General features: G+C 70.6%; 21 protein-coding genes. 9 read left to right on the top strand and 12 right to left on the bottom strand.

Features of this window, described 5'->3' with window-relative positions; all coding sequences use genetic code 11:
• Window positions 1-509: 509 nt before the first annotated feature.
• Window positions 510-1904, bottom strand: a complete 1395-nt coding sequence (locus AB0H62_RS37710) for an RNA polymerase sigma factor (RefSeq protein WP_220238334.1) — start codon at window positions 1902-1904, stop codon at window positions 510-512.
• A gap of 244 nt (window positions 1905-2148) precedes the next feature.
• Complete coding sequence (gene ppgK, locus AB0H62_RS37715) at window positions 2149-2910, bottom strand: polyphosphate--glucose phosphotransferase (protein ID WP_220238335.1); 762 nt, start codon at window positions 2908-2910, stop codon at window positions 2149-2151.
• A 64-nt stretch (window positions 2911-2974) separates the two neighbouring features.
• Between ppgK and AB0H62_RS37720 the strand changes: the two genes are divergently transcribed.
• Window positions 2975-3796 (top strand): inositol monophosphatase family protein, encoded by an 822-nt coding sequence (locus tag AB0H62_RS37720; RefSeq protein WP_360591448.1) that lies wholly within the window; start codon window positions 2975-2977, stop codon window positions 3794-3796.
• Window positions 3797-3830: 34 nt separating this feature from the next.
• Here the strand turns inward: AB0H62_RS37720 and cei are convergent, their stop codons facing one another.
• A complete protein-coding gene (gene cei, locus AB0H62_RS37725) occupies window positions 3831-4514 on the bottom strand; it encodes an envelope integrity protein Cei (protein ID WP_220238337.1) in 684 nt (227 codons plus the stop codon).
• Between the two features lie 590 nt (window positions 4515-5104).
• On the opposite strand from cei, the gene AB0H62_RS37730 reads away from it, so the two are divergent.
• A complete protein-coding gene (locus AB0H62_RS37730; protein WP_204090248.1) occupies window positions 5105-5413 on the top strand; it encodes a DUF4193 domain-containing protein in 309 nt (102 codons plus the stop codon).
• 190 nt (window positions 5414-5603) lie between these two features.
• Here the strand turns inward: AB0H62_RS37730 and AB0H62_RS37735 are convergent, their stop codons facing one another.
• Window positions 5604-6089, bottom strand: a complete 486-nt coding sequence (locus AB0H62_RS37735) for a DUF3093 domain-containing protein (protein ID WP_360591451.1) — start codon at window positions 6087-6089, stop codon at window positions 5604-5606.
• Window positions 6090-6113: 24 nt separating this feature from the next.
• Between AB0H62_RS37735 and dut the strand changes: the two genes are divergently transcribed.
• Window positions 6114-6617 (top strand): dUTP diphosphatase, encoded by a 504-nt coding sequence (gene dut / locus AB0H62_RS37740; protein ID WP_220238339.1) that lies wholly within the window; start codon window positions 6114-6116, stop codon window positions 6615-6617.
• Window positions 6617-7288: a DUF3710 domain-containing protein gene (locus tag AB0H62_RS37745; RefSeq protein ID WP_220238340.1), complete on the top strand. Its 672-nt coding sequence runs from the start codon at window positions 6617-6619 to the stop codon at window positions 7286-7288. The genes dut and AB0H62_RS37745 overlap by 1 nt, the downstream gene beginning before the upstream one ends.
• A 76-nt stretch (window positions 7289-7364) precedes the next feature.
• Here AB0H62_RS37745 and AB0H62_RS37750 read toward each other — a convergent pair whose 3' ends face one another.
• Complete coding sequence (locus AB0H62_RS37750; RefSeq protein ID WP_360591454.1) at window positions 7365-8096, bottom strand: alpha/beta hydrolase; 732 nt, start codon at window positions 8094-8096, stop codon at window positions 7365-7367.
• Between the two features lie 102 nt (window positions 8097-8198).
• Here AB0H62_RS37750 and AB0H62_RS37755 point away from each other — a divergent pair, with 102 nt between their 5' ends.
• The gene (locus tag AB0H62_RS37755; RefSeq protein WP_220238342.1) at window positions 8199-8579 is read left to right on the top strand and encodes an OB-fold nucleic acid binding domain-containing protein; all 381 of its coding nucleotides are present in this window, start codon (window positions 8199-8201) and stop codon (window positions 8577-8579) included.
• A gap of 117 nt (window positions 8580-8696) precedes the next feature.
• Entirely contained in the window at window positions 8697-9356 is a 660-nt protein-coding gene (locus AB0H62_RS37760) for a DUF3159 domain-containing protein (RefSeq protein ID WP_360591604.1), read from the top strand.
• Between the two features lie 63 nt (window positions 9357-9419).
• Here AB0H62_RS37760 and AB0H62_RS37765 read toward each other — a convergent pair whose 3' ends face one another.
• Together AB0H62_RS37765 and AB0H62_RS37770 are read right to left on the bottom strand one after the other, a co-directional pair.
• Window positions 9420-10076: a TrkA family potassium uptake protein gene (locus AB0H62_RS37765; RefSeq protein WP_220238343.1), complete on the bottom strand. Its 657-nt coding sequence runs from the start codon at window positions 10074-10076 to the stop codon at window positions 9420-9422.
• A complete protein-coding gene (locus AB0H62_RS37770; protein WP_360591456.1) occupies window positions 10076-10741 on the bottom strand; it encodes a TrkA family potassium uptake protein in 666 nt (221 codons plus the stop codon). The genes AB0H62_RS37765 and AB0H62_RS37770 overlap by 1 nt, the downstream gene beginning before the upstream one ends.
• Window positions 10742-10837: 96 nt before the next feature.
• Here AB0H62_RS37770 and AB0H62_RS37775 point away from each other — a divergent pair, with 96 nt between their 5' ends.
• The 3 genes from AB0H62_RS37775 (at window position 10838) to AB0H62_RS37785 (ending at window position 14760) form a co-directional block, all read left to right on the top strand.
• Complete coding sequence (locus AB0H62_RS37775; protein WP_360591458.1) at window positions 10838-12889, top strand: APC family permease; 2052 nt, start codon at window positions 10838-10840, stop codon at window positions 12887-12889.
• Window positions 12886-14076, top strand: a complete 1191-nt coding sequence (locus AB0H62_RS37780; protein ID WP_360591460.1) for a class I SAM-dependent RNA methyltransferase — start codon at window positions 12886-12888, stop codon at window positions 14074-14076. Before AB0H62_RS37775 ends, AB0H62_RS37780 begins: the two co-directional genes overlap by 4 nt.
• A 153-nt stretch (window positions 14077-14229) precedes the next feature.
• Window positions 14230-14760, top strand: a complete 531-nt coding sequence (locus AB0H62_RS37785; protein ID WP_360591462.1) for a hypothetical protein — start codon at window positions 14230-14232, stop codon at window positions 14758-14760.
• A gap of 96 nt (window positions 14761-14856) precedes the next feature.
• On the opposite strand, the gene AB0H62_RS37790 is transcribed toward AB0H62_RS37785, so the two are convergent.
• From AB0H62_RS37790 to AB0H62_RS37810, 5 genes are all read right to left on the bottom strand, one after another.
• Window positions 14857-15861 carry an iron-siderophore ABC transporter substrate-binding protein gene (locus AB0H62_RS37790; RefSeq protein ID WP_360591464.1) on the bottom strand — a complete coding sequence of 335 codons (1005 nt, stop codon included), beginning with the start codon at window positions 15859-15861 and terminating at the stop codon, window positions 14857-14859.
• Window positions 15862-15901: 40 nt separating this feature from the next.
• Window positions 15902-16327: a hypothetical protein gene (locus tag AB0H62_RS37795; RefSeq protein ID WP_360591466.1), complete on the bottom strand. Its 426-nt coding sequence runs from the start codon at window positions 16325-16327 to the stop codon at window positions 15902-15904.
• Between the two features lie 132 nt (window positions 16328-16459).
• Window positions 16460-18004 (bottom strand): GMC family oxidoreductase N-terminal domain-containing protein, encoded by a 1545-nt coding sequence (locus AB0H62_RS37800; protein WP_360591468.1) that lies wholly within the window; start codon window positions 18002-18004, stop codon window positions 16460-16462.
• Window positions 18001-19554, bottom strand: a complete 1554-nt coding sequence (locus AB0H62_RS37805; protein WP_220238349.1) for an amino acid permease — start codon at window positions 19552-19554, stop codon at window positions 18001-18003. Before AB0H62_RS37805 ends, AB0H62_RS37800 begins: the two co-directional genes overlap by 4 nt.
• Window positions 19555-19622: 68 nt before the next feature.
• Window positions 19623-21092, bottom strand: a complete 1470-nt coding sequence (locus tag AB0H62_RS37810; RefSeq protein ID WP_220238350.1) for an aldehyde dehydrogenase family protein — start codon at window positions 21090-21092, stop codon at window positions 19623-19625.
• Between the last annotated feature and the right edge of the window lie 165 nt (window positions 21093-21257).

Here is a 21257-nt window from a genome sequence, read left to right on the forward strand (position 1 = left end):
CTCGTTGTCGGCGCAGCATAATCCGGAGAAGGCCCTCCGATCTTCGTTCCCAGGCAACCAAATAATCACGATTTCCGCCGCAGGCACGTGAAGGACCGACTTTCGGCTGTTGCGGTGGACGGGGGCCGCGAGGTATTCACTACGTGCGGTTCGTCGCGGTGGGTGTGTGGGCGAATACCGCGGATCACGTTCCGGAAATGTTTCCGGGGGCGGACGGAAATGTTGAAGACGGCCGCGGAACACTGGAAACGGACATACCGGTCATGGTTTGGACCTTTGCGCCTGCCGGTGACCCGCAGGCAGAGGTCCAGTCCTGTGCGCCGGCCCCTCTTCGTCCACAGTGGCCGGTCGAGCCGGTGCTTGATCGAAGCGTGCCGAGCGGAGCGTGCCCGATCGATCAGTGCCGATCGATCAGCGCCCGATCGATCAGTGCCCAGTGGATCTTCGCGCACAGCAAAGAACCCCGTCACCGGATTCCGGTGACGGGGTTCCTCGTCGAGACCGAGCGATCAGTCCAGGTAGTCCCGGAGGACCTGGGATCGCGACGGGTGCCGCAGCTTCGACATCGTCTTCGACTCGATCTGGCGGATGCGCTCACGCGTGACGCCGTAGACCTGGCCGATCTCGTCGAGCGTGCGGGGCTGTCCGTCGGTGAGGCCGAAGCGCAGCCGGACCACGCCCGCCTCGCGCTCGGACAGCGTCTGCAGCACCGACTGGAGCTGGTCCTGCAGCAGCGTGAACGACACCGCGTCGACCGCGACGACCGCTTCGGAGTCTTCGATGAAGTCACCGAGCTGCGAGTCGCCCTCGTCGCCGATGGTCTGGTCCAGCGAGATCGGCTCACGCGCGTACTGCTGGATCTCCAGGACCTTCTCCGGCGAGATGTCCATCTCCTTGGCGAGCTCCTCGGGCGTCGGCTCGCGGCCGAGGTCCTGAAGGAGTTCGCGCTGTATACGGCCGAGCTTGTTGATGACCTCCACCATGTGCACCGGGATGCGGATGGTGCGGGCCTGGTCGGCCATCGCGCGCGTGATCGCCTGGCGGATCCACCACGTGGCGTACGTCGAGAACTTGTAGCCCTTGGTGTAGTCGAACTTCTCCACCGCGCGGATCAGGCCGAGGTTGCCCTCCTGGATGAGGTCCAGGAACGCCATGCCGCGGCCGGTGTAGCGCTTCGCCAGCGACACCACGAGCCGGAGGTTCGCCTCCAGCAGGTGGTTCTTGGCGCGCTCGCCGTCGCGCACGATCCACTTGAGATCGCGGCGCATCTGGGTGACGAGCTTCTCGCCCTCATCCTCGGCGGTGCGCACGCGCTCGGCGGAGTAGAGACCCGCCTCGATGCGCTTGGCGAGCTCCACCTCCTCCTCGGCGTTGAGCAGCGCGACCTTGCCGATCTGCTTGAGGTAGGCGCGCACCGAGTCGGCCGAAGCGGTGAGCTCGGCGTCCTTGCGCGCCTGGCGCAGCGCCTCGGACTCCTCCTCGTCCCAGACGAAGTCGGGGTTGTCCGAGGCGGACTTCGGCCCCTTCTCGGCGGCTGCGTTGCTACGGCGGCGCGCGGCGGGCGTCTCCGTCCCCTCGGCTTCTTCTTCCGAGTCGTCGGAGTCTTCTTCGGCGGCCTCGTCGTTGACCGTCTCGTCGACGACGTCGACCTCGACCTCTTCCAGGTCGGACAGGTCCGGGCTGTCGAGTTCGGCCTCGTCGAGGTCGACCGGGCCGTCCGGGTCGCCGTCTTCGGTCTTGGACGCCTTGGTGGTGGCCTTCTTGGCCGGCGCCTTTTTGGCCGGAGCCTTCTTCGCGCCGGCGGTCTTGGGTTTCGCCGCGCCGGTGGCTGCCTCGTCGGCCGGCTCGCCGGCTGCGGTCGCTGTCTTCGTCCCGCTTCGGGTTGCGGTTCTTGCGGCTGCCACTTACGCCCTTTCGCAGCGGTCGATCATGACGAGCCGAGGTATCGCCACCTCGGCTGCCTCACATTCGGGGAACACGCCTCGGCCTGCGGTTTTCACTCCCGCAGCCGTGGGCCGCGTTCCATTGTAACGACGGCCGGGCAGTGCGTCGCGAAGCGATCACCCTCCGGCCTGCCGCACGGTACCTGCACGTGACCTTCCCGTGACCCGCGCGTAGGTTTCGCGGCCGTTCACGGGCGGGTCCGGGTCAGTGCGCGATGCCCTCGACCGCCGCCGCGGCGGCGCCGACGATGCCCGCGTTGTTCTGCAACGAAGCCACGATCACCGGGGTCCGGACGTCCAGCAGCGGCACCCACTTCTCCGCCTTCTTGCTCACGCCACCGCCGACGATGAACAGATCCGGCCAGATCAGGTTCTCCAGCACGGTCAGATAACGGTGTACCCGCTTGGCCCACTGGTGGTAGCTCAGGCCCTCGTTGTCCTTCACCGACGCCGCGGCGCGCTTCTCCGCGTCGTGGCCGTCGACCTCGAGGTGGCCGAACTCGGTGTTGGGCACGAGCTTGCCGTCGTGGAACACGGCGCTGCCGATACCGGTGCCGAAGGTCAGCAGCGCGGTGACGCCGGTGCGCGCGGCCTCGTCGCCGAAGCGGATCTCGGCGATGCCGGCCGCGTCGGCGTCGTTGAGCATCGCCACGTCCGCGACGCTCTTGCCGAGCCGCTTGGCGAACAGCGCGTCGGCGTCCGTGCCGATCCAGGCATGGTCGATGTTGGCCGCGGTGTGCGCGACCCCCTTCTTGACCACCGACGGCAACGTCACGCCGACCGGTCCGTCCCACTCCGCGATGTGCACGATCTCGGCCACCACGTCCGCGACGGCTTCGGGCGTCGACGGCTGCGGCGTCTCGATCCGGTGTCGCTCGCCGATGAGCTGTCCCGTTTCCAAATCGACCAGCGCGCCCTTGATCCCGCTGCCGCCGATGTCGATTCCGAAACCTCGGGTCGCCGTCACTGACGTGGTCCCTTCTCGCACGATTCAGATGTCTGCTCCGGAGACTTTAACCGGATGTGGTGACATGTCCGACGTGGGAGCTGACGAGTCGTTGCTGAAAAGCGTTGCGGAGCAGGTGGCGGTCGAGGCGGCCGGGCTGGTGCGGGCGGCCTGGACCGCCATGCAGGCGGGCGGCGTGGTCCGCGTGGACACCAAGTCGGCGGACACCGACGTGGTCACCGCGATCGACAAGGAGTCCGAGGAGCTGGTGCGCGAGCGGCTGGCCGAGCTGCGCCCGGGCGAACCGGTGCTGGGAGAGGAGGGCGGCGGCGCCGCGGCCGGGTCCGGCGTGACGTGGGTGGTGGACCCGATCGACGGGACCGTGAACTTCCTCTACGGGCTGCCGGCGTTCGCGGTGTCGCTGGCCGCGCAGGTCGACGGGGTGTCGGTGGCCGGCGCGGTCGTGGAACCCGTCAGCGGCCGCCGCTGGACGGCCGCGCGGGGCCAGGGTGCCTGGCTCGACGGCCGGCGTCTCTCGGCGTCCTCGCCGACGCGCCTGGACCTGTCACTGGTGGGCACCGGGTTCGCCTACGCGCGCGATCGTCGCGTGCGCCAGGGCTCGCTCGCGGGCGAGCTGCTCGGGCACGTGCGGGACATCCGCCGCGGCGGAGCGGCGTCGCTGGAGCTGTGCGCGGTCGGCGCGGGCTGGCTCGACGCGTACTTCGAGCACGGCCTGCACCGCTGGGACTGGGCCGCCGGGGCGCTCGTCGCGGCCGAGGCCGGCGCGACGATCCTCCTGCCGGGCTCGGCACCCGATCTGGGCGAGGACGTGACCTTCGCGGCGGCGCCCGGCATCGCGGAGCCGCTGCGGCAGGTGCTGGCCTCGCTGGACGCCAAGAGCGTCTGACGCCCGCCCTGGACCCCCGCCCGGGGGTCCAGGGTCAGCAGGCGACGTCGCGGGCCGCGGCGAGCAGCGTCTGGTCGATCACGGGCGCGCCGGGGCCCGAGGACTGCTCGTTGCCGCCCCCGCCCTGGTGGGACTTGGACCAGTCGGCGAGCTTCTGGAGGATCTGGCGCGCCTCCGGGCGCGGGCGGACGTCGTCGAAGAGCGTGCCGGTGACGAGGTCGACGCTGGCGTCCTTGCGGTTGTCGCGCACGAGTTCGGCGCACGGCACCACGAGGCTCACCGTGCGGGCGGCCGCGGCGCCGTTCTCGCCGTAGCGGATCTGGCCGCGGCACCTGGCGTCGCCCTTGGGGTAGGCCGGGTCGTTGGCCGGGTCGCCGATGGCGGTGAAGCCGAGCTCGCGCAGGGCCGTGGTCGTGATGCCGCCCTGGCCGCGCGTGGTGCTGGCGTTGAGGACCTTCAGCGCCACCTTGTCGGGCGGCACGGGGGAGCGGTCGTCGAGGCCGTTGTGCGCCACGGTCGTGTAAGTGGTGCCCGGAGGCGGAGTGGGGGCCGGCGTGCAGAGCACGGCCTCGTCGACGTCTCCTCGATCGACCACGGCGTTCACCCACACGAACACCGCGCCGAGGGCGAGCACCCCGATCACGATGAGCGCGGGCAGCGGCCGGTGCTTGCGATAAGGCCGCGCACCACGGTCCCCCGAGCCGTTCCCCGACGCCACCTGCCCCGTCCCTTCCCGAACGCGGAAACCCCGTCCGCGGACCCCGCCCGCGGGACCCCACAACCCCGTGGCGCCGCGCGCCCGGTCGATGTCGTCCCCCGGTGTCGTCCCCGGTGTACCAGGCGACGCTGTGAGGGCCGCCGTGGCCGCCCAGCCTAGGCGTTCCGCGCCGCACCCGGTGGCGCGGGTCACCCTGTGCCCGCCCCGTCCCCGCCGAGGCCGGGCCGCGAATCGCCGGTCCGCCGATCGCACCACGGAGACCTCCGCGGGAGCAAGCGGACAACGCTGCCGGGTGATCTTCGCGACCCGTGGGCAACCTCAACGGACGCCAGCCGTCTCACCTGCGGATTCCCCCTGTCGGGTGACGAAATTCAAGCAATGCGCGACTCGGTGCGGAGCTCGGCGAACGGTGAGCTACCCTTCCCGGGCTCCGGCCGCAGGAAGAGGGGCACCTGGCTGAGACCTCGGTCACTGCGGGCGCCGGGCACAAACAGGGGCCCTGGAACGTTGACCAGCGGCACGACCGGCTCACGGGTACGTCCGGGGGACCGGAAGAACAAGACAAGCTGATTCGCAGGGGTGAGGGACACATGGCTACCGACTACGACGCTCCGCGCCGCAGCGAAGCCGACGAGCTGGCCGAAGACTCGTTGGAGGAGCTGAAGGCCCGGCGGAACGAGAACCAGTCCGGCGTCGTCGACGTCGACGAGGACGCGAACGCCGAGAACTTCGAGCTTCCTGGTGCCGACCTTTCCGGGCTTTCCGGTGAGGACATGACCGTGAAGGTCGTGCCGAAACAGGCTGACGAGTTCACCTGCTCGGTCTGCTTCCTGGTGCACCACCGCAGCAGGCTCGCCGAAGACAACGGCGGCCGGCTGATCTGTCGCGACTGCGCCTGAGCACAGCCTGCGCCTGACGGCGTACGGGGATCTCGTACAGGACTTCAGGGAAACACAGGTTTTTCAGGGGAAACACAGTCGCGGCGGTCCGGGGAAGCTCGCTCGCGAGCTGGGTAAAGGGGGTCGGCCCACCAGGCCGGCCCCCTTCCGCGTCCGCGGGACCGGTTCCGCGAACGAGAGGCGCGCTCGCTCAGGAACGGGCGCGCAGCAGTTCGGCGACGCGCTTCGGCTTGCGCGTGCTGAACAGCCAGTACGGCGTGGGGTCGGCCGGATCCGTGAGCTGCACGCGGACCGCCGGGCCCACCCAGCCGCGGTGCAGGACGAACGCGGCCGGGTCGCCGTCGCGCCCGAGGGCGCGGCGCTTGTCGTCCTTCTCGAGGATCTCGACCACGCCGGCGAAGCGCAGCGGCAGGTGCGCGTCGCCGACCCACAGCTCCGGCTCGTCACCGCCCGTCACGCGCACGCGGGAGCGGCCGAGCGACAGCACCAGCGCGGCCATCACCACGATGGCGATGGGCAGCGGGATCCACACCGGGATCGAGGGATAGCCGAGGTGGATCTCCACGCCGAGCAGGATCGCGCCGAGCATCGGCAGCGGCCAGCCCCACCACGGCACGTACAGCCGTTCGGAGTGCGCCAGTCCGCGCTTCACGGCGGTGTTCACGGTGTCAGCCACGCGACAAGGGTAGTCTCGCCGCCCGTGTCCAGCGTTCAGGTACTCCTCACCCGGCTCGACCCCGGCGTCCCGTTGCCCGCGTACGCGCGGCCCGGCGACGCGGGCGCCGACCTCGTCACCACCTCGGATATCGTGCTCGGGCCCGGCGAACGCGGGGTGGTGGGAACCGGTGTCGCGATCGCGCTGCCGCCGGGGTTCGCGGGGTTCGTCCACCCGCGCTCGGGACTCGCGGCCCGCGTGGGGCTTTCGGTGGTGAACACCCCCGGCACGATCGACACGGGGTACCGCGGTGAGATCCGGATCTGCCTCATCAACCATGATCTCCAAGAGCCGGTGGTGCTCGCGCGCGGCGACCGGATCGCGCAGCTGGTGATCCAGCGGGTCGAGCAGGCCGTGTTCGTGGAGGTCGCCGAGCTCGGCGACACCGAACGTGGCGCCGGTGGTTACGGCTCGACGGGCGGGCACGCCACACTGGTCCCGGACGTGCCCGGCGCGGACGCGGGCACTGGGGAAGGAACGGAGAAGTAGTGGGGATCTTCGGACGCAAGCGCAAGTCCGACAGCGGGGTCGACGGGGCGACCGAGTCCGCCGACGGCGCCGCGGGCGACACCGGGGCGGACGCCGACGACGCGATCGAACCCGAGAACCAGCTGTCGGAGACCGAGCAGGGGCCCTTCGACGTCGCCGACGCCGAAGAGGACGGCATCCCGCGCATCGACCTCGGTTCGGTGCGGGTCCCGGTCCCGGACGGCTCGCAGGTGCAGGTCGAGATGGACCCGGAGGCCGGCGGTGTCCGCGCGGTCCACGTGGTGACCGAGCAGGGCCAGATCACGGTCAGCGCCTACGCGGCGCCGCGTTCCGGCGGTCTGTGGCGCGAGGTCGGCACCGAGCTGGCCGACCAGCTGCGGGCCGACGGCGCGAAGGTGACGGTCGGTCGCGGCGAGTGGGGCCTGGAGCTGTCCGCCATCGTCGGCGACGTCGCGCTGCGCTTCGTCGGCGTGGACGGCCCGCGCTGGATGCTGCGCGGCGTGATCGCCGGCCCGCAGTCGCAGTCCGCGCAGGCTCCCGATGTGCTGCGCATGATCGTGCGCCACACCATCGTCGACCGTGGCGACTCCCCGATGCCGGTGCGCACCCCGCTCCCGATCACGCTCCCGGAAGCCGTCGCGCAGCACATCGCCGAGCAGCAAGAAGGCTGACAGCCAAGCGAAGGACGGCCCCGGCACTCACCCGTGCCGGGGCCTTCCTTCATTCATTTCTTTTCACCACCTGGTTTCATCGCAGGTCTCCGGCGGACCCGAACCAGCCCTTCAGGAACCCGATCAGGCTCGCGCGCCCCAGCACCTCGCGGTCCCGCCCGAAGGCGGCCAGCTCGACCACGCCCAGCTCGCCCCTCGGCAGCACCCCGGCCCACTCGCGGGCCACCGTCACGGGGTGCACCAGGTCCCCGGCGCACCCGCCGATCCCGGCCGGCACGGCGACCGTCGCGAGCTCCGTCAACGACGGCGCCCGCCGTCCCACCGCGACCCGCAGCCCCGCCACCAGCTCGTCGCCGTGCCGTCGCCAGGCCCGCGACAGCTCGTCGACCAGCCACCCCGGACTCCCGGCGGCCACCGCGGCCAGCGCGCCGTCCACCCCCTGGGAGGCCACCAGATCCGCTGAGGCCCGCGCGGCGACGGCCGCGGCCGCTGATCCGGGTTCGCCGTTCCAGGCCGGGAGCGCGCACACCAGCCCCTCGCAACGGCCCGGGTTCGCCGCCGCCCACTCCGCGGCCAGGTGCGCGCCGAACGAGACGCCCCCGACGACCAGCGATCCGTGGACGCGCGCGAGCCGGTCGAGCTCTTCGAGGTACCCGTCGGCGAGCGCGGCGCCGGGTGGCGGGGGCGGCGCGATCAGCCGGGCGCCCACCAAGGCCAACGGGCCGGTGAACACCGACTGAATGAACACCTCGTCGGACCCCGTACCGGGCAGCAGGACCACGGGGAGGTTCCGGATTGCGGACGTCACGTTGCGATCTTGGCGCAAACCCGTTTCGCTGATGTGAACCACAGCTACGCTGGATTACGCACGGGCCGCGAAGTCGGAGGCCCCGGAGCACAGGAGCACACCATGTCCGCCAAGGACGGCGGCTACTTCAGCCGGTTGGTTCGCAAGCTGACCAGCGACGTCGAGGACCTCGACGCCGACGAGATGTCCGAGAGGTCCGGGGCCGAGGGTGCTCGCCGCGCCTGTGACTGCCGGTCCGGCGAAGAGGCGACAGTGCTCGGCAGGCTTCGCAGCGTCGAGCTGTGCCCGAGCGAGGGAACTCCGACGCTCCAGGCCGAGCTGTTCGACGGGACACAGGGCGTGACGCTAATCTGGCTGGGCCGACGCCGGATCCCCGGTATCGAGCCGGGTCGGACCATCAAGGTCCGCGGCCGGATGGCAGAGCGTGACGGCCAGAAGGTGCTGTACAACCCGTACTACGAACTCCAGAGCCCGGTAGGTTGATCGACTCCCGTGACTGAACCCGCTCCCCGCGACGAGACGCACGTGCCCGAAGGCGGGGACGAAAAGCACGACACGGACAACGACACCGAGAAGCCCGAACCCACGTTGCTGGAACAGATGGGCGGCGTGTCGGGCCTGTTCTACTCGTCGGTACCGGTGATCGTCTTCGTGCTGGTGAACGCCTTCTTCGGGCTCACCGCGGCCATCTGGGGCTCGGTCGGCAGCGCCGTGGCGATCACGGTGCTGCGGGTCGTGCGCAAGGAGCCGCTGCAGCCGGCGATCTCGGGCTTCTTCGGGGTCGCGATCGCGGCGTTCATCGCGTTCCGCACGGGTTCGGCCAAGGGTTTCTTCCTCTTCGGCATCTGGGCGAGCCTCGCCTACTGCGGCGTGTTCGTGCTGTCGATCCTCGTGCGCTGGCCGATCGCCGGCGTGGTGTGGAGCGCGCTCAACGGCGCCGGCCAGGCCTGGCGCAAGGACAAGCCCTCGCGCTACGGCTACGACGTCGCCACGCTCGCGCTGGCCGTGATCTTCGCCGCCCGGTTCGTGGTGCAGCGCTGGCTCTACAACAGCGACTACACCGGCTGGCTCGCGTTCGCGAAGATCGCCATGGGTTACCCGCTCTACGCGCTGGGCCTGCTCGTGGTCGTCTGGGCGGTCCGCCGCTCCGACAAGCGGCTCAAGGCGCTGGCCGAGACGGAACCGAAGCCGGAGACCGACGCGGAGGTCGAGGCCCGGCTGCGCGAGAAGTACGCGCAGACGCCGACTCCGGAGGCTTAACGGCCTGCCCCAAGACACAGGAAAGGCCCCTCACTCGCTCGTGAGGGGCCTTTCCTGTGTGCCTCAGTATCCCAGGGCCGTGCGGATCTCCGGCTCGACGTCCGACGTCGCCACGAACAGCAGCTCGTCACCGGCTTCCAGCGGGTCCTCCGGCTGCGGCACGATCACGCGGTCGCCGCGCAGGATCGTGACGAGCGCGGAGTCGCGGGGCAGCGCGATGTCGCTCACGGGCTTGCCGGCCAACGGGGTCTCCTCGGGCAGCGTGAGCTCCACGAGGTTCGCCTGGCTCTGGCGGAAGGTCATCAGCCGAACGAGGTCGCCGACGCTCACGGCCTCCTCGACCATCGCGGCGAGCATGCGCGGGGTCGACACGGCCACGTCGACGCCCCAGGCGTCGGTGAAGAGCCATTCGTTGGCGGGGTTGTTCACGCGGGCCACTACGCGGCGCACAGCGAACTCCGTCTTCGCGAGCAGCGACACCACGAGGTTGGACTTGTCGTCGCCGGTCGCGGCGATCACCACGTCGCAGCGCTCGATGCCGGACTCCTCGAGGTTCGAGAGCTCGCACGCGTCGCCGAGCACCCAGTCGGCCTGCGGCACGCTGTCGGGCTCGAACTGGTCCGCCTCACGCTCGATCAGCATCACTTGGTGCCGCCCGTCGATCAGCTCGACGGCGATGGAGCGCCCGACGGCGCCGGCACCCGCGATCGCGACCCGCATCAGTTCTCCTCCTCCGGAGCGCGAGCGGCCACGCTCGTCACGTCGCTGACGGTGCCGGAGCGGGCCGCGGCGTACACGACGTCGTCGGCCTGCACCATGGTCTTGTTGTCCGGCAGCACGCCGTTGCCGAACCGCATGATGAACGCGACGCGCGCGCCCGTGGCGTCCTGGAGCTCGCGCACGCTGCGCCCGACCCAGCCCTCGTTCAGCGGCAGCTGCAGCAGCGCGACGTTGCCCGACGGATCGCGCCACACCGACGCGACGCCGTCCGGCAGCAGGGTCCGCAGGAAGCGGTCGGTGGTCCACGGCACCGTCGCGACGGTGGGGATGCCCAGCCGCTCGTACACCGCGGCGCGCTTGTGGTCGTAGATCCGCGCGACCACGTGCTCGATGCCGAAGTTCTCGCGCGCGACCCGCGCGGAGATGATGTTGGAGTTGTCCCCGCTGGACACGGCCGCGAACGCGCCGGCCTCTTCGATGCCGGCTTCGATCAGCACCTGCCGGTCGAAACCGACGCCGACGATCTGCTGGCCGTGGAAGTCGTGTCCCAGCCGGCGGAACGCCTGGGGGTTCTTGTCGATGACGGCCACCTCGTGGCCGAGACGCTCCAGCGCCGCGGCCAGAGATGCGCCGACCCGGCCGCACCCCATGATCACCACGTGCACGCCTTGCCTCCTCGTAGGTGGGGGTAAACCCGTCCGTAGGTACCCTCGCGCACCAGCGCCGAACCTACCCTGCGGGGTGGCAGTTACGCTTCCGTGGTGTCGAAGTTCCCGACCGTGTTGAAGCGCCTGGTTCTCGGACGTCCGTTCCGCAGTGACAGGCTCGGCCACACGCTCTTGCCCAAGCGCATCGCGCTGCCGATCTTCGCCTCGGACGCGCTTTCCAGCGTCGCGTACGCGCCGGAGGAGATCTTCCTGACCCTGAGCTTCGCCGGGCTGTCGGCGTACGCGTTCGCGCCGTGGATCGGGGTGGCCGTGGCGCTGGTCATGCTGACGGTCGTGGCGTCGTACCGGCAGAACGTGCACGCCTATCCGAGCGGTGGCGGTGACTACGAGGTCGCCGGCACCAACCTGGGGAGCAAGTTCGGCCTCACGGTGGCGAGCGCCCTGCTCGTGGACTACGTGATGACCGTCGCGGTGTCCACTTCGTCCGGTGTCGCCAACATCGGCTCGGCGATCCCGTGGGTCGCCGAGCACAAGGTGATCACCTCCGTGGTGATCGTCGCGGTGCTGACCGCGCTGAACCTGCGCGGAGTGCGCGAATCGGGCAAAGCCTTCGCAATCCCCGTCTACGGGTTCATCATCGGCATCCTGGTCATGGTCGTATGGGGGCTGATCGAGGCCGCGACGGGCACGACGATGCGGGCGGAGAGCGCCGGGTTCACGCTGCACTCCGAGGGCACGTGGACCGGGTTCGCGTTCGTCTTCCTGATCCTGCGGTCGTTCTCCTCGGGCGCGGCGGCGCTGACCGGGGTCGAGGCGATCAGCAACGGCGTGCCGGCGTTCAGGAAGCCGAAGTCGAAGAACGCGGCCACCACGCTGCTGCTCATGGGCGTGCTCGCGGTGACGATGCTCATTGGCATCATCACGCTCGCCGTGATCACCAAGGTGAACTTCGCCGACAATCCGGCCGAGCAGCTGCAGGGCGCGCCGCAGGGGTACCAGCAGAAGACGATCGTGACGCAGATCGCCCAGGCCGTGTTCGCCGGCTTCCCGCCGGCGTTCTACTACATCTCCTTCGCCACCGGCATCATCCTGCTGCTGGCGGCCAACACGGCGTTCAACGGTTTCCCGGTGCTCGGCTCGATCCTGGCGCAGGACCGCTACCTGCCGCGGCAGCTGCACACGCGCGGCGACCGGCTGGCGTTCTCCAACGGCATCCTGTTCCTCTCGGTCTTCGCGCTGGTGCTGATCATCGCGTTCGACGCGGAGGTCACGCGGCTCATCCAGCTCTACATCGTGGGTGTGTTCGTGTCGTTCACGATCAGCCAGACCGGCATGGTTCGGCACTGGAACCGCTTGCTGGCCAAGGAAACCGACGGCGCGGTGCGGCGGCGGATGCGGCGCTCGCAGACGGTCAACGCGATCGGTCTCACGATGACCGGCACCGTGCTGATCATCGTGCTGATCACCAAGTTCCTGCTCGGCGCGTGGATCGCGATCGCGGCGATGGTGGCGATCTACGCCTTGATGACGGCGATCCGGAAGCACTACGACCGTGTTTCCGAAGAGCTGAAGGAGCTCGGCGACACCCCGACCGTGCTGCCTTCGCGCAACCACGCGATCGTGCTGGTGTCCAAATTGCACCGCCCGACGCTGCGTGCACTCGCCTACGCCAAGGCGATGCGGCCCGACGTGCTCGAGGCCGTGACCGTGAACGTCGACGACGCCGACACCCGCCGGCTCACCGCCGAGTGGGAGGCGCACAAGTTCAAGGTGCCGCTGAAGGTCGTCGAGTCGCCCTACCGCGAAATCACGAAGCCGGTGCTGGACTATGTGAAGCGCGTGCGCGGCGACAATCCGCGCAACGTGGTCACCGTGTTCATCCCGGAGTACGTGGTGGGCCACTGGTGGGAGCAGGTGCTGCACAACCAGAGTGCGTTGCGGCTCAAGGGAAGGCTGCTGTTCCAGCCGGGCGTCATCGTCGCGAGCGTGCCGTGGCAGCTCGAGTCGTCGGCGAAGGCGGCCGAGCGCGGTCGCCGGGCCCGGCCCGCGGCCGGTGACGTGCGGCGCGGGTTCGCGGCGAGCGGCGGCGCAGCGGCCGCGAAGCGTGTGGAAACCCCGAAACAAGCCAAGGAACCTGCTGAATGACGGAAAACTGGCTCGGCCGCGTGCTCGAGCTCGAGATCGGCCCGGTCGCCCACGGCGGCCACTGCGTGTCGCGTGTGGACGGACGGGTGGTGTTCGTGCGCCACGGGTTGCCGGGCGAGCGCGTGCGCGCCGAGGTGACCGAGGACAAGGGCGGTTCGTTCTGCCGGGCGGACGCGGTGGAGGTGCTCGACGCTTCGGAGCACCGCGTCACGCCGCCCTGCCCGCTGGCCGCGCCGGGTGGCTGCGGTGGCTGCGACTGGCAGCACGCCGACCCGGAGTACCAGCGCGCCCTGAAGGCGGCCGTGGTCGCCGAGCAGCTGGAACGCCTGGCGGGCATCACGCGCGACGTCGTGGTCGAGCCGCTCGAGGGCGGCCCGCTCGGCTGGCGCAGCCGCGTGCGGCTCGTGGTCGGCCGCGACGGACGCGCCGGGCTGCGCGCGCACCACAGCCACCGCGTCGTCGCGCTCGACGACTGCCCGATCGCGGTGCCGGGCACGCTCGAAGTGGCGCTGGCCAAGCGCTGGCGCCCGGGCACCGAGCTCGAGACGACCACCGACGGCGACGGGCACACGCACCTGCGCGAGCTCTCCACCGTCCACGGCCGCAACAAGTCGCGCCAGCTGTCCGGCGGTCTCGCCGTGCAGCACGCGGCAGACCGCGACTGGCGTCTCGACGCCCACGGCTTCTGGCAGGTGCACCCCTTCGCGGCGGACACGTTCGCGCAGCTCGTGCGCGAGTGGGCCGAGGCCCCGCGCGGCGGGGTCGCGTGGGACCTCTACGCCGGCATCGGGTTGTTCGCCTCGGTGCTGGCCGAGCAGGTCGGGCCGGACGGCCACGTGCTCGCCGTGGAGTCCGGCCGCCAGGCGGTGACGGACGGCGAGCGCAACCTCGCGGACCTGCCGCAGGTGTCGTGGCGCGAGGGCCGGGTCGAACACGCCCTGGCGGATGCGCCGAAGCCCGTCGACGTGGTCGTGCTCGACCCGCCGCGCAAGGGCGCCGGGCGCGCGGTGGTGGACGCGATCGCGGCGGGTTCGCCCGACCGGATCGTGTACGTCGCCTGCGATCCCGCGGCGCTCGCCCGGGACCTGGCGACCTTCGCCGACCACGGGTACTCGCTCACGGACCTGAGGGCGTTCGACGCGTTCCCGATGACCCATCACGTGGAGTGCGTGGCGCTTCTCCAGTAACCCCCTTCCGCACCCACGGCGCGAGATCGCGCCGGCTTGTGGATCGAGTGGTGCGATCGGCCGCCAGGCCGATCCGACCGCTCGATCCACAAGCCGGCTCAAAGGCGATCTCGCACGCCCCGCCGGAGGCGGGGCCAAATCACAGTGCGCGCGGTGGTCAACCACCTCGCGCACGGCAACGCGCGCGTCGCGGAATGGGCCGGCGCGGGCCCGGCCGCGCCACCCGGCGACTACCTCGGCGCCGACCCACCCGGCGCGTTCACGGCCTCCGTGGCGCGGGCGCGCGAGGTGCTCGCCGAGCCCGGCCTGGCCACGCGCCTGGTGACGACGCCGCTCGGCGACGTGCCGGGCTCACTGCTGGTCCACATGCGGCTCAACGAGTACCTCGCGCACGGCTGGGACGTCGCCGACGCCACGGGCCAGCCCACGGACTTCGTGCCCGACCTCGCGGAGCAGGCACTCGAGTCCTGGCGGACGCGGTTCGGCGACCAGGCCGGCCCCTGGGCGGTCCGTTCGCGCCGGAGCAGCCGGCGCCCCCGGACGCGGCGGCGGCCGACCGGCTGGCGGCGTTCCTCGGGAGGACGCCGGTGCGCGCGTGAGCACTCAGGTCTTGATCGCACCCGGCGATCTTCGGCACGGCCTCCTGCGGCCTGTGCGGCAGGGGAACGCCGAGGGGAACGCTAATGCGTGGCGCTACTGCAGCAACTCTGTTCCGTAACCACGGAGCGAGATCGCGGGCTCAAAGGCGATCTCGCGCACCCCGCCGGAGGCGGGGCCAAATCACAGCGCACCGGCGATCTTCGGCACGACCTCCTTCAGGCCGTAAGGCACCGATAGCGCCGACGGGAATGCCAGCGCGATCGCCGTGGTCAGGTCGAGTGCGACGTACGAGCCGCGGCGCACGGCGGGGAGCTGCTGGAACAGCGGCAGTGCCTCGGTCTGCGCGCGGCTGCCCGGTGTGGTGTAGGTGAGCACGAGGACGTCGGCGTCGATGAGGTCCAGGCGTTCCGGGCTGATCTGCGAGCGGCCCGGGATCGAGGTCTGGGGCAGCGACGTCACCTTCGGCGAGAGCACCAGGCCCAGCTGCGCGAAGAACAGGGCGGACGCGTCCTGGGCGCTGCTGATCGTGGTGATCGTGCCGTCGCCGGTGACCGGGCCGATGGTGAACGTGCGCCCGGCGAAGCTCGGGTTGGCGTCCTTGGCGGCCTTGATCTGGGCCTCGACGTCGGTCACGAGCTTCTCGGCCGCGTCAACCCGGCCCAGCGCCGTGGCGACGCGGCGCGTGGTGACCTGCCAGGTGTCCTTGTTGTACCCGGAGACGGACGACAGCGTCGGGGCGATCGCGCTGAGGGTCTTGTAGTCCTGGGCCAGCGTGGACCGGTCGGTGCCGAGGATCAGGTCGGGCTTGAGCGCGGCGATGCGCTCGAAGGGCAGCTGCGTGTCGGCGAACAGCTCCGGCGGGTGGGCGCCCGCCTTTGCCTTCAGCCACGGAGACATGCCGCCCGGCAGGAACTTGCCCAGGTCAGGGGTGATGAGCGGCACGACACCCAGCGCCACGGCCGCGTCGGAGTCGCGGTACTGGCCCACCGACACCACGCGCTGCGGCGGCCCCGGGATCGTGGTGGTGCCCTCGACGCCCTTCACGTCGACCGGGAAACCCGGCGCGGACGGGCCGCTCGGCGAAGCCGCCTCTCCGGTGCTCGAACAGGCCGCCAGTGCCAGTCCCGCCGACACCCCCACTGCGGCTTTGAGCACCCCACGCCGCCCCACCAGGCCAGAAGTCATGCGGGGATATTAGGTAAGCATTGCCTACTCTTGCAATGCGTCAGCGGCGCTTCGCGGCGAATCCGGCTGCGAGCCCCATCACGGTCAGCAGCACGCCCACGCCGAGCAGCAGCCACGCGCCCAGCGCCGGCCGGACTTCGGCGGAGGGGAACACCTCGGCCGCCGCCGGCAGCGTCCGCACGAGGTAGCGCACGGCGATGCCGCACACGATGAGCCCCGGCAGCGTCGCGAACGCCAGCGGCTCGTCGCTGTGCCGCCGCAGCGTGACCCACGCCAGCGCGAACGCCGCGGCCATCGCCACCGCGCACACGAGCCGCAGCGCCAGGTCGAGCTCCGGGCCGGGGGCGATGTCGGTCAGCCGGTCGGACAGGGCGTGGGCTGTCGGCATCACGAGGGCCACCACGCCCGCCACCGCGGTGGCGGCCACGACGACCACCCGCGTCCTGCGCAGCGACCCACCGCTCACGACACCTCCACCAGGCCCGGGGACCCGAGTCTACGGGCGTCGGCACCGGTTCCACTGCCTCCGGACGGACGCTTGTGGACGGTGCCGCTCACCGGAAACCCGGCCCGGCCCGTCCGGTCAGGTCAGGTCAGGTCAGCGGCCGGCCTTCACGAGGTCCGCGCACTTCTCGCCGATGGCCATCGTGGTGATGCATGGGTTCACCGCCACCAGGAACGGCATCACCGAAGCATCCGCCACCCGCAGGCCCTCGACGCCGCGCACGCGCAGGCGGGCGTCCAGCACGGCCCCGGGGTCGCCGTCCGGGCCCATCCGCGCGGTGCAGGCGGGGTGGTAGACGGTGTTGTGGGTCTTGCGCAGGTAGTCGGCGATCTCGTCGTCGCTCACGCAGTCGCGGCCCGGTGAGAGCTCGATGCCGGCCCACTCGTCCAGCGCCGGCTGCGCGGCGATCTCACGGGCCAGCTTCACACCGCGGGTCATCACGCGCATGTCGTGCTCGTCGGTGAAGTAGCGCGGGTCCACGCGGGGCTTGTCGCGGAAGTCGCGCGTGCGCAGGCGGACGGTGCCGCGCGAACGGCTGCGCGTGACGTTCGGCGTCAGGCAGAAGCCGTTCTCCGTGGTCGGGTAGCCGTGGCGCAGCGTGTTCATGTCGAAGGGCACCGAGCCGTAGTGGAACATCAGGTCCGGCCGGTCCAGACCTTCCTCGGTGCACGTGAAGATGCCGATCTCCCACCACTGCGTGGATTCGGTGACCATCGGCTGCAGCGCGTCCCACTGGACCAGGCCCTCGGGGTGGTCCTCCAGGTTCGAGCCGACGCCGGGGGAGTCCACGAGCACGTCCACGCCCACCTCGCGCAGGTGCCCGGCGGGCCCGATGCCCGAGAGCATCAGCAGCTTCGGCGTGTCGATCGCGCCGGAGCTCACGATCACCTCGCGCCGCGCCGTCACGGTCGTGCGGTGGATCAGGTCGGGGTGCTGCAGCTCGACGCCGGTGCAGCGGCGGCCGTCGAACAGCAGCCGCTTGGCCCGCGCGCCGGTGCGCACCTCGAGGTTCTCGCGGGTGCCCAGGATCGGGTGCAGGTATGACACCGAAGCCGAAGATCGCACGCCGTCCTCGCGCGCGTTGATCTGGAACCAGTTCGCGCCGTGGGTCACCGTCTTGCCGGAGTTGAACTCCGTGGTCGGGATGCCTGCCTGCGCGCACGCGGCGAGCATCGCGACACCCGCCGGGTCATGCGGCGGCACGGACCGGATCGTGACGGGTCCGGTGCGGCCGTGGTGCTCGCCGGGGCCGTCGTTGGTCTCGAGTCGTTGGTACAGCGGGAAGATGTCGGCGGCCGACCAGCCCGGCAGGCCCAGCGCGGCCCACTCGTCGAGGTCCTCGGCCGGCGCCCAGAACGCGATGCACGAGTTGTGCGAAGAGCACCCGCCGAGCACCCGGGCGCGGGCCTGGCGGAGGTAGGAGTTGCCGGCTTCCTGCGGCTCCACCAGGTAGTCCCAGTCGTAGCCGGATTCCAGCAGCGCCATCCAGTTCGTCAGCTCGAGCACGGCGGCGTCGTCCACATCGGACGGTCCGGCTTCCAGCAGGCAGACGGTGACGTCCGGGTCCTCCGAAAGTCTCGCCGCCACCACCGAACCCGCCGTGCCGCCGCCGACCACCACGTAGTCGAACTCGTTCACCGGGACTCCTCCTTCTGAGACGACGGCACCGAGGCGTGGCCGGCCAGCACCCCGATGCGGTGGCGCTGCACGAACCAGTAGTAGGCGAACCCGCCGGCCGCGAACACGCCGACGAAGAGCACCGAGCTCCAGCGCAGGTACCAGTGGAACGGCGGGGCCGCGTTGTAGATCTCCGTGCGCGGCCACGCGAGGTTCACGGTCATCCCGATGCCCCACAGCACCGCGAGCACGTTCACCGGCAGGCCCCAGCGCCCGAGCGAGAACCGCCCCGGCGGGCAGTCCTTGCGCGGCCAGCCGCCGCGCAGGCGCTTGATCAGCATCGGGACCGTCACCAGCAGGTAGGCCAGGTAGATCAGGATGATCGCGAGGCTCGTGACCGCCGAGAAGATCTGCGACGAGTTGATGTTCACCAGCAGCAGCGCGATCGCGATCACGCCGATCACGATCGCGGGCAGCACCGGCGTGCCGGTCTTCTTGCTCACCCGCGCGAGCCGCGAGCCGCCGGGCAGCGCGTTGTCGCGCGCCATCGCGAACGCGATGCGGATCGCCGCCGTGTGCACGGCCAGCACGCACACGGTGATCGCGATGAACACCACGAACAGGAAAATCCGCCCGATCGCCGGACCGAGCGCGTCGGTGAGCACGAACTGCAGGCCGACCGTGCCGAGCTCCGGCGCGTGGATGTTGCCGACGGCCATGAGCGCGAACAGGATGATCAGCCCGCCGAGCAGAAAGGACGCCACGAGCGCCCGCATGATCGCCTTCGGCGCGTTGCGGTGCGGGTCCACCGACTCTTCACCGAGCGAGGCCGCCGTGTCGAACCCGTACATCACGTAGGACGACGCGATGGCCGCGATGAGGAACGCGCCGAGGTAGCCGCCCGCGTGCCCGGCGCCGGTGCCGTTCGTCTCCGTGACCACACCGGGGCCGCGCACGAAGTGGAACGCCAGGAACACCACCAGCAGCACCGCGAACAGCAGCTCGATGAACACGCCCGCACTGTTGATCCGCGCCATCAGCTTCACGCCGAACGCGTTGACCAGCGTGGTGAACACGATCAGGAAGGTGGCCAGCAGCACGCCGTTGGCCGCGTCGCTGGAGCCCGAGCCGTCGCCGATGAACTGGAAGAACGAGGTGATCTGCGGCAGCGTGCGCTGGTACGCCAGCGCCGTTGCGGAGATGGACACGATCGAGGCCAGCAGCATCATCCAGCCCGCCAGCCACGCCACGTGCCCGTTGCCGAGCTTCTTCGCCCAGTTGTAGACCGACCCGGCCACCGGGTACTGCGCGGCCAGCTCCGCGAAGCTCAGCGCCACCATGAGCTGGCCGGCGAACACCATCGGCCACGACCACCAGTACGCCGGGCCGCCTTGCGAGATGCCCAGGTAGGAGAGCTGGAAGACGCCCGTGAGCACCGAGATGTAGCTGATGCCGGCGGCGAAGGTGTGGAAGCTGCCCAGCGTTCTCTTGAGCTGGTTGGTGTAGCCGAACTCGCCGAGTTCCTGATCGCTGGTGTCCGCGTTGCCACGGCCGCCGGTGTCGGTACTCACGGGCACTGGTCCTTTCGGTGGTTCTCGATCGGACTAGGGCTTGAAAGCGCTTCTTCAGCGCGCGGGTGTCAGCCGGCGAACCACTTCTGCGGGCCGGGACGGAGGTTCTGGTAGATGTGCTTGGCCTCCGTGTACTCGGCCAGGCCGGTCGGGCCCAGCTCGCGGCCGAAGCCGGACTGCTTGTAGCCGCCCCACTCGGCCTGCGGCAGGTACGGGTGGTAGTCGTTGATCCAGACCGTGCCGTGGCGCAAGCGGTTCGCCACGCGCTGTGCCTTGGCCGCGTCGTTGGTGAACACGCCGCCGGCCAGCCCGTAGTGGGTGTCGTTGGCGATGCGCACGGCGTCGTCCTCGTCGGTGAAGGTCTCGACCGTGAGCACCGGTCCGAACGACTCCTCGACCACGGCGTGGCTGCCCTGTGCGACGTTGTCGAGGATCGTCGGCAGGTAGTAGAAACCGTTCTGCAGCTCGGGGTCGTCGGGCCGCTTGCCGCCGGTCCGCAGCACCGCGCCCTCTGCCAGGGCCGTGGCGACGTAGCGCTCGACCTTTTCACGGTGGGCGGCCGAGATCAGCGGTCCGGTCTCGGCGTGGTCGTCGAACGGCCCGCCGAGGCGGATCCGCTCGGCGCGGCGCACCAGCTCGTCGACGAACTCGTCGTGCCACTCGCGCTGCACGATCAGGCGCGCGCCCGCGGAGCAGACCTGGCCGGAGTGCAGGAACACGGCGGTGAGGGCGTAGTCCACGGCGGTCTCGAAGTCGGCGTCGGCGAACACCACGTTGGGGTTCTTGCCGCCGAGCTCCAGGGCCACCTTTTTCACCGTCGCGGCGGCGTTGGCGGCGATCACGCGGCCGGTGGCCAGGCCACCGGTGAACGAGACCAGGTCCACGTCCGGATGCTCCGAAAGCGGCGCGCCGGCTTCCGGGCCCGCGCCGAGCACCAGGTTGGCGACTCCGCCGGGCAGGCCTGCCTCGGTGAGCAGCTTCATGAGCAGGATCGACGTGTGCGGCGTCAGCTCGCTCGGCTTGAGCACGAACGTGTTGCCCGCGGCCAGCGCGGGCGCGACCTTCCAGGTGGTCTGGAGCAGCGGGTAGTTCCACGGCGTGATGAGCCCGCACACACCCACCGGTTCGTGCACGATCCGGCTGAACGCGTCGGCGCTGCCGGTGTCGACCACGCGGCCCGCGTCGTTGGCCGCGAGCTTGCCGAAGTACCGCAGGCAGGCGGCGATGTCGGCCATGTCGTAGCGGCTCTCCACCAGGCGTTTGCCGGTGTCGAGCGATTCGGCGCGGGCGAAGGTCTCGGCGTCGCGGTCGAGCAGGTCGGCTGTGCGCAGCAGCAGGTCACCGCGCTGAGCGGCGGGCGTCGAGGGCCACGGGCCGGTGTCGAACGCGCGCCGGGCGGCGGCGATCGCGGCCTCGGTGTCCTCGCGCGTGGCCTCGGCCACCTCGGCGACCGGCGACCCGTCGGCCGGGCACCGGATTTCGCGCCGGCCACCTGCCTTCGCGTTCACCCATTCGCCGCCGATGTACAGGTCCGCCATGAGGTCCTCTCGATCTTGGTCCGGTTCGGATTATCGGGGCCACTCGCGGTAGCCGCGACTTGGCCGAAGACTCCATGTTCACACCCGACCGTGGAGTTGCGCGGGGCCTCGGCGTGTGATCCGGGACGCGGGCGGCGCGGCGGTGGTGGCGCGGATCCGTAGACT

The organism is Amycolatopsis sp. NPDC050768, assembly GCF_040654155.1.
Lineage (GTDB): Bacteria > Actinomycetota > Actinomycetes > Mycobacteriales > Pseudonocardiaceae > Amycolatopsis.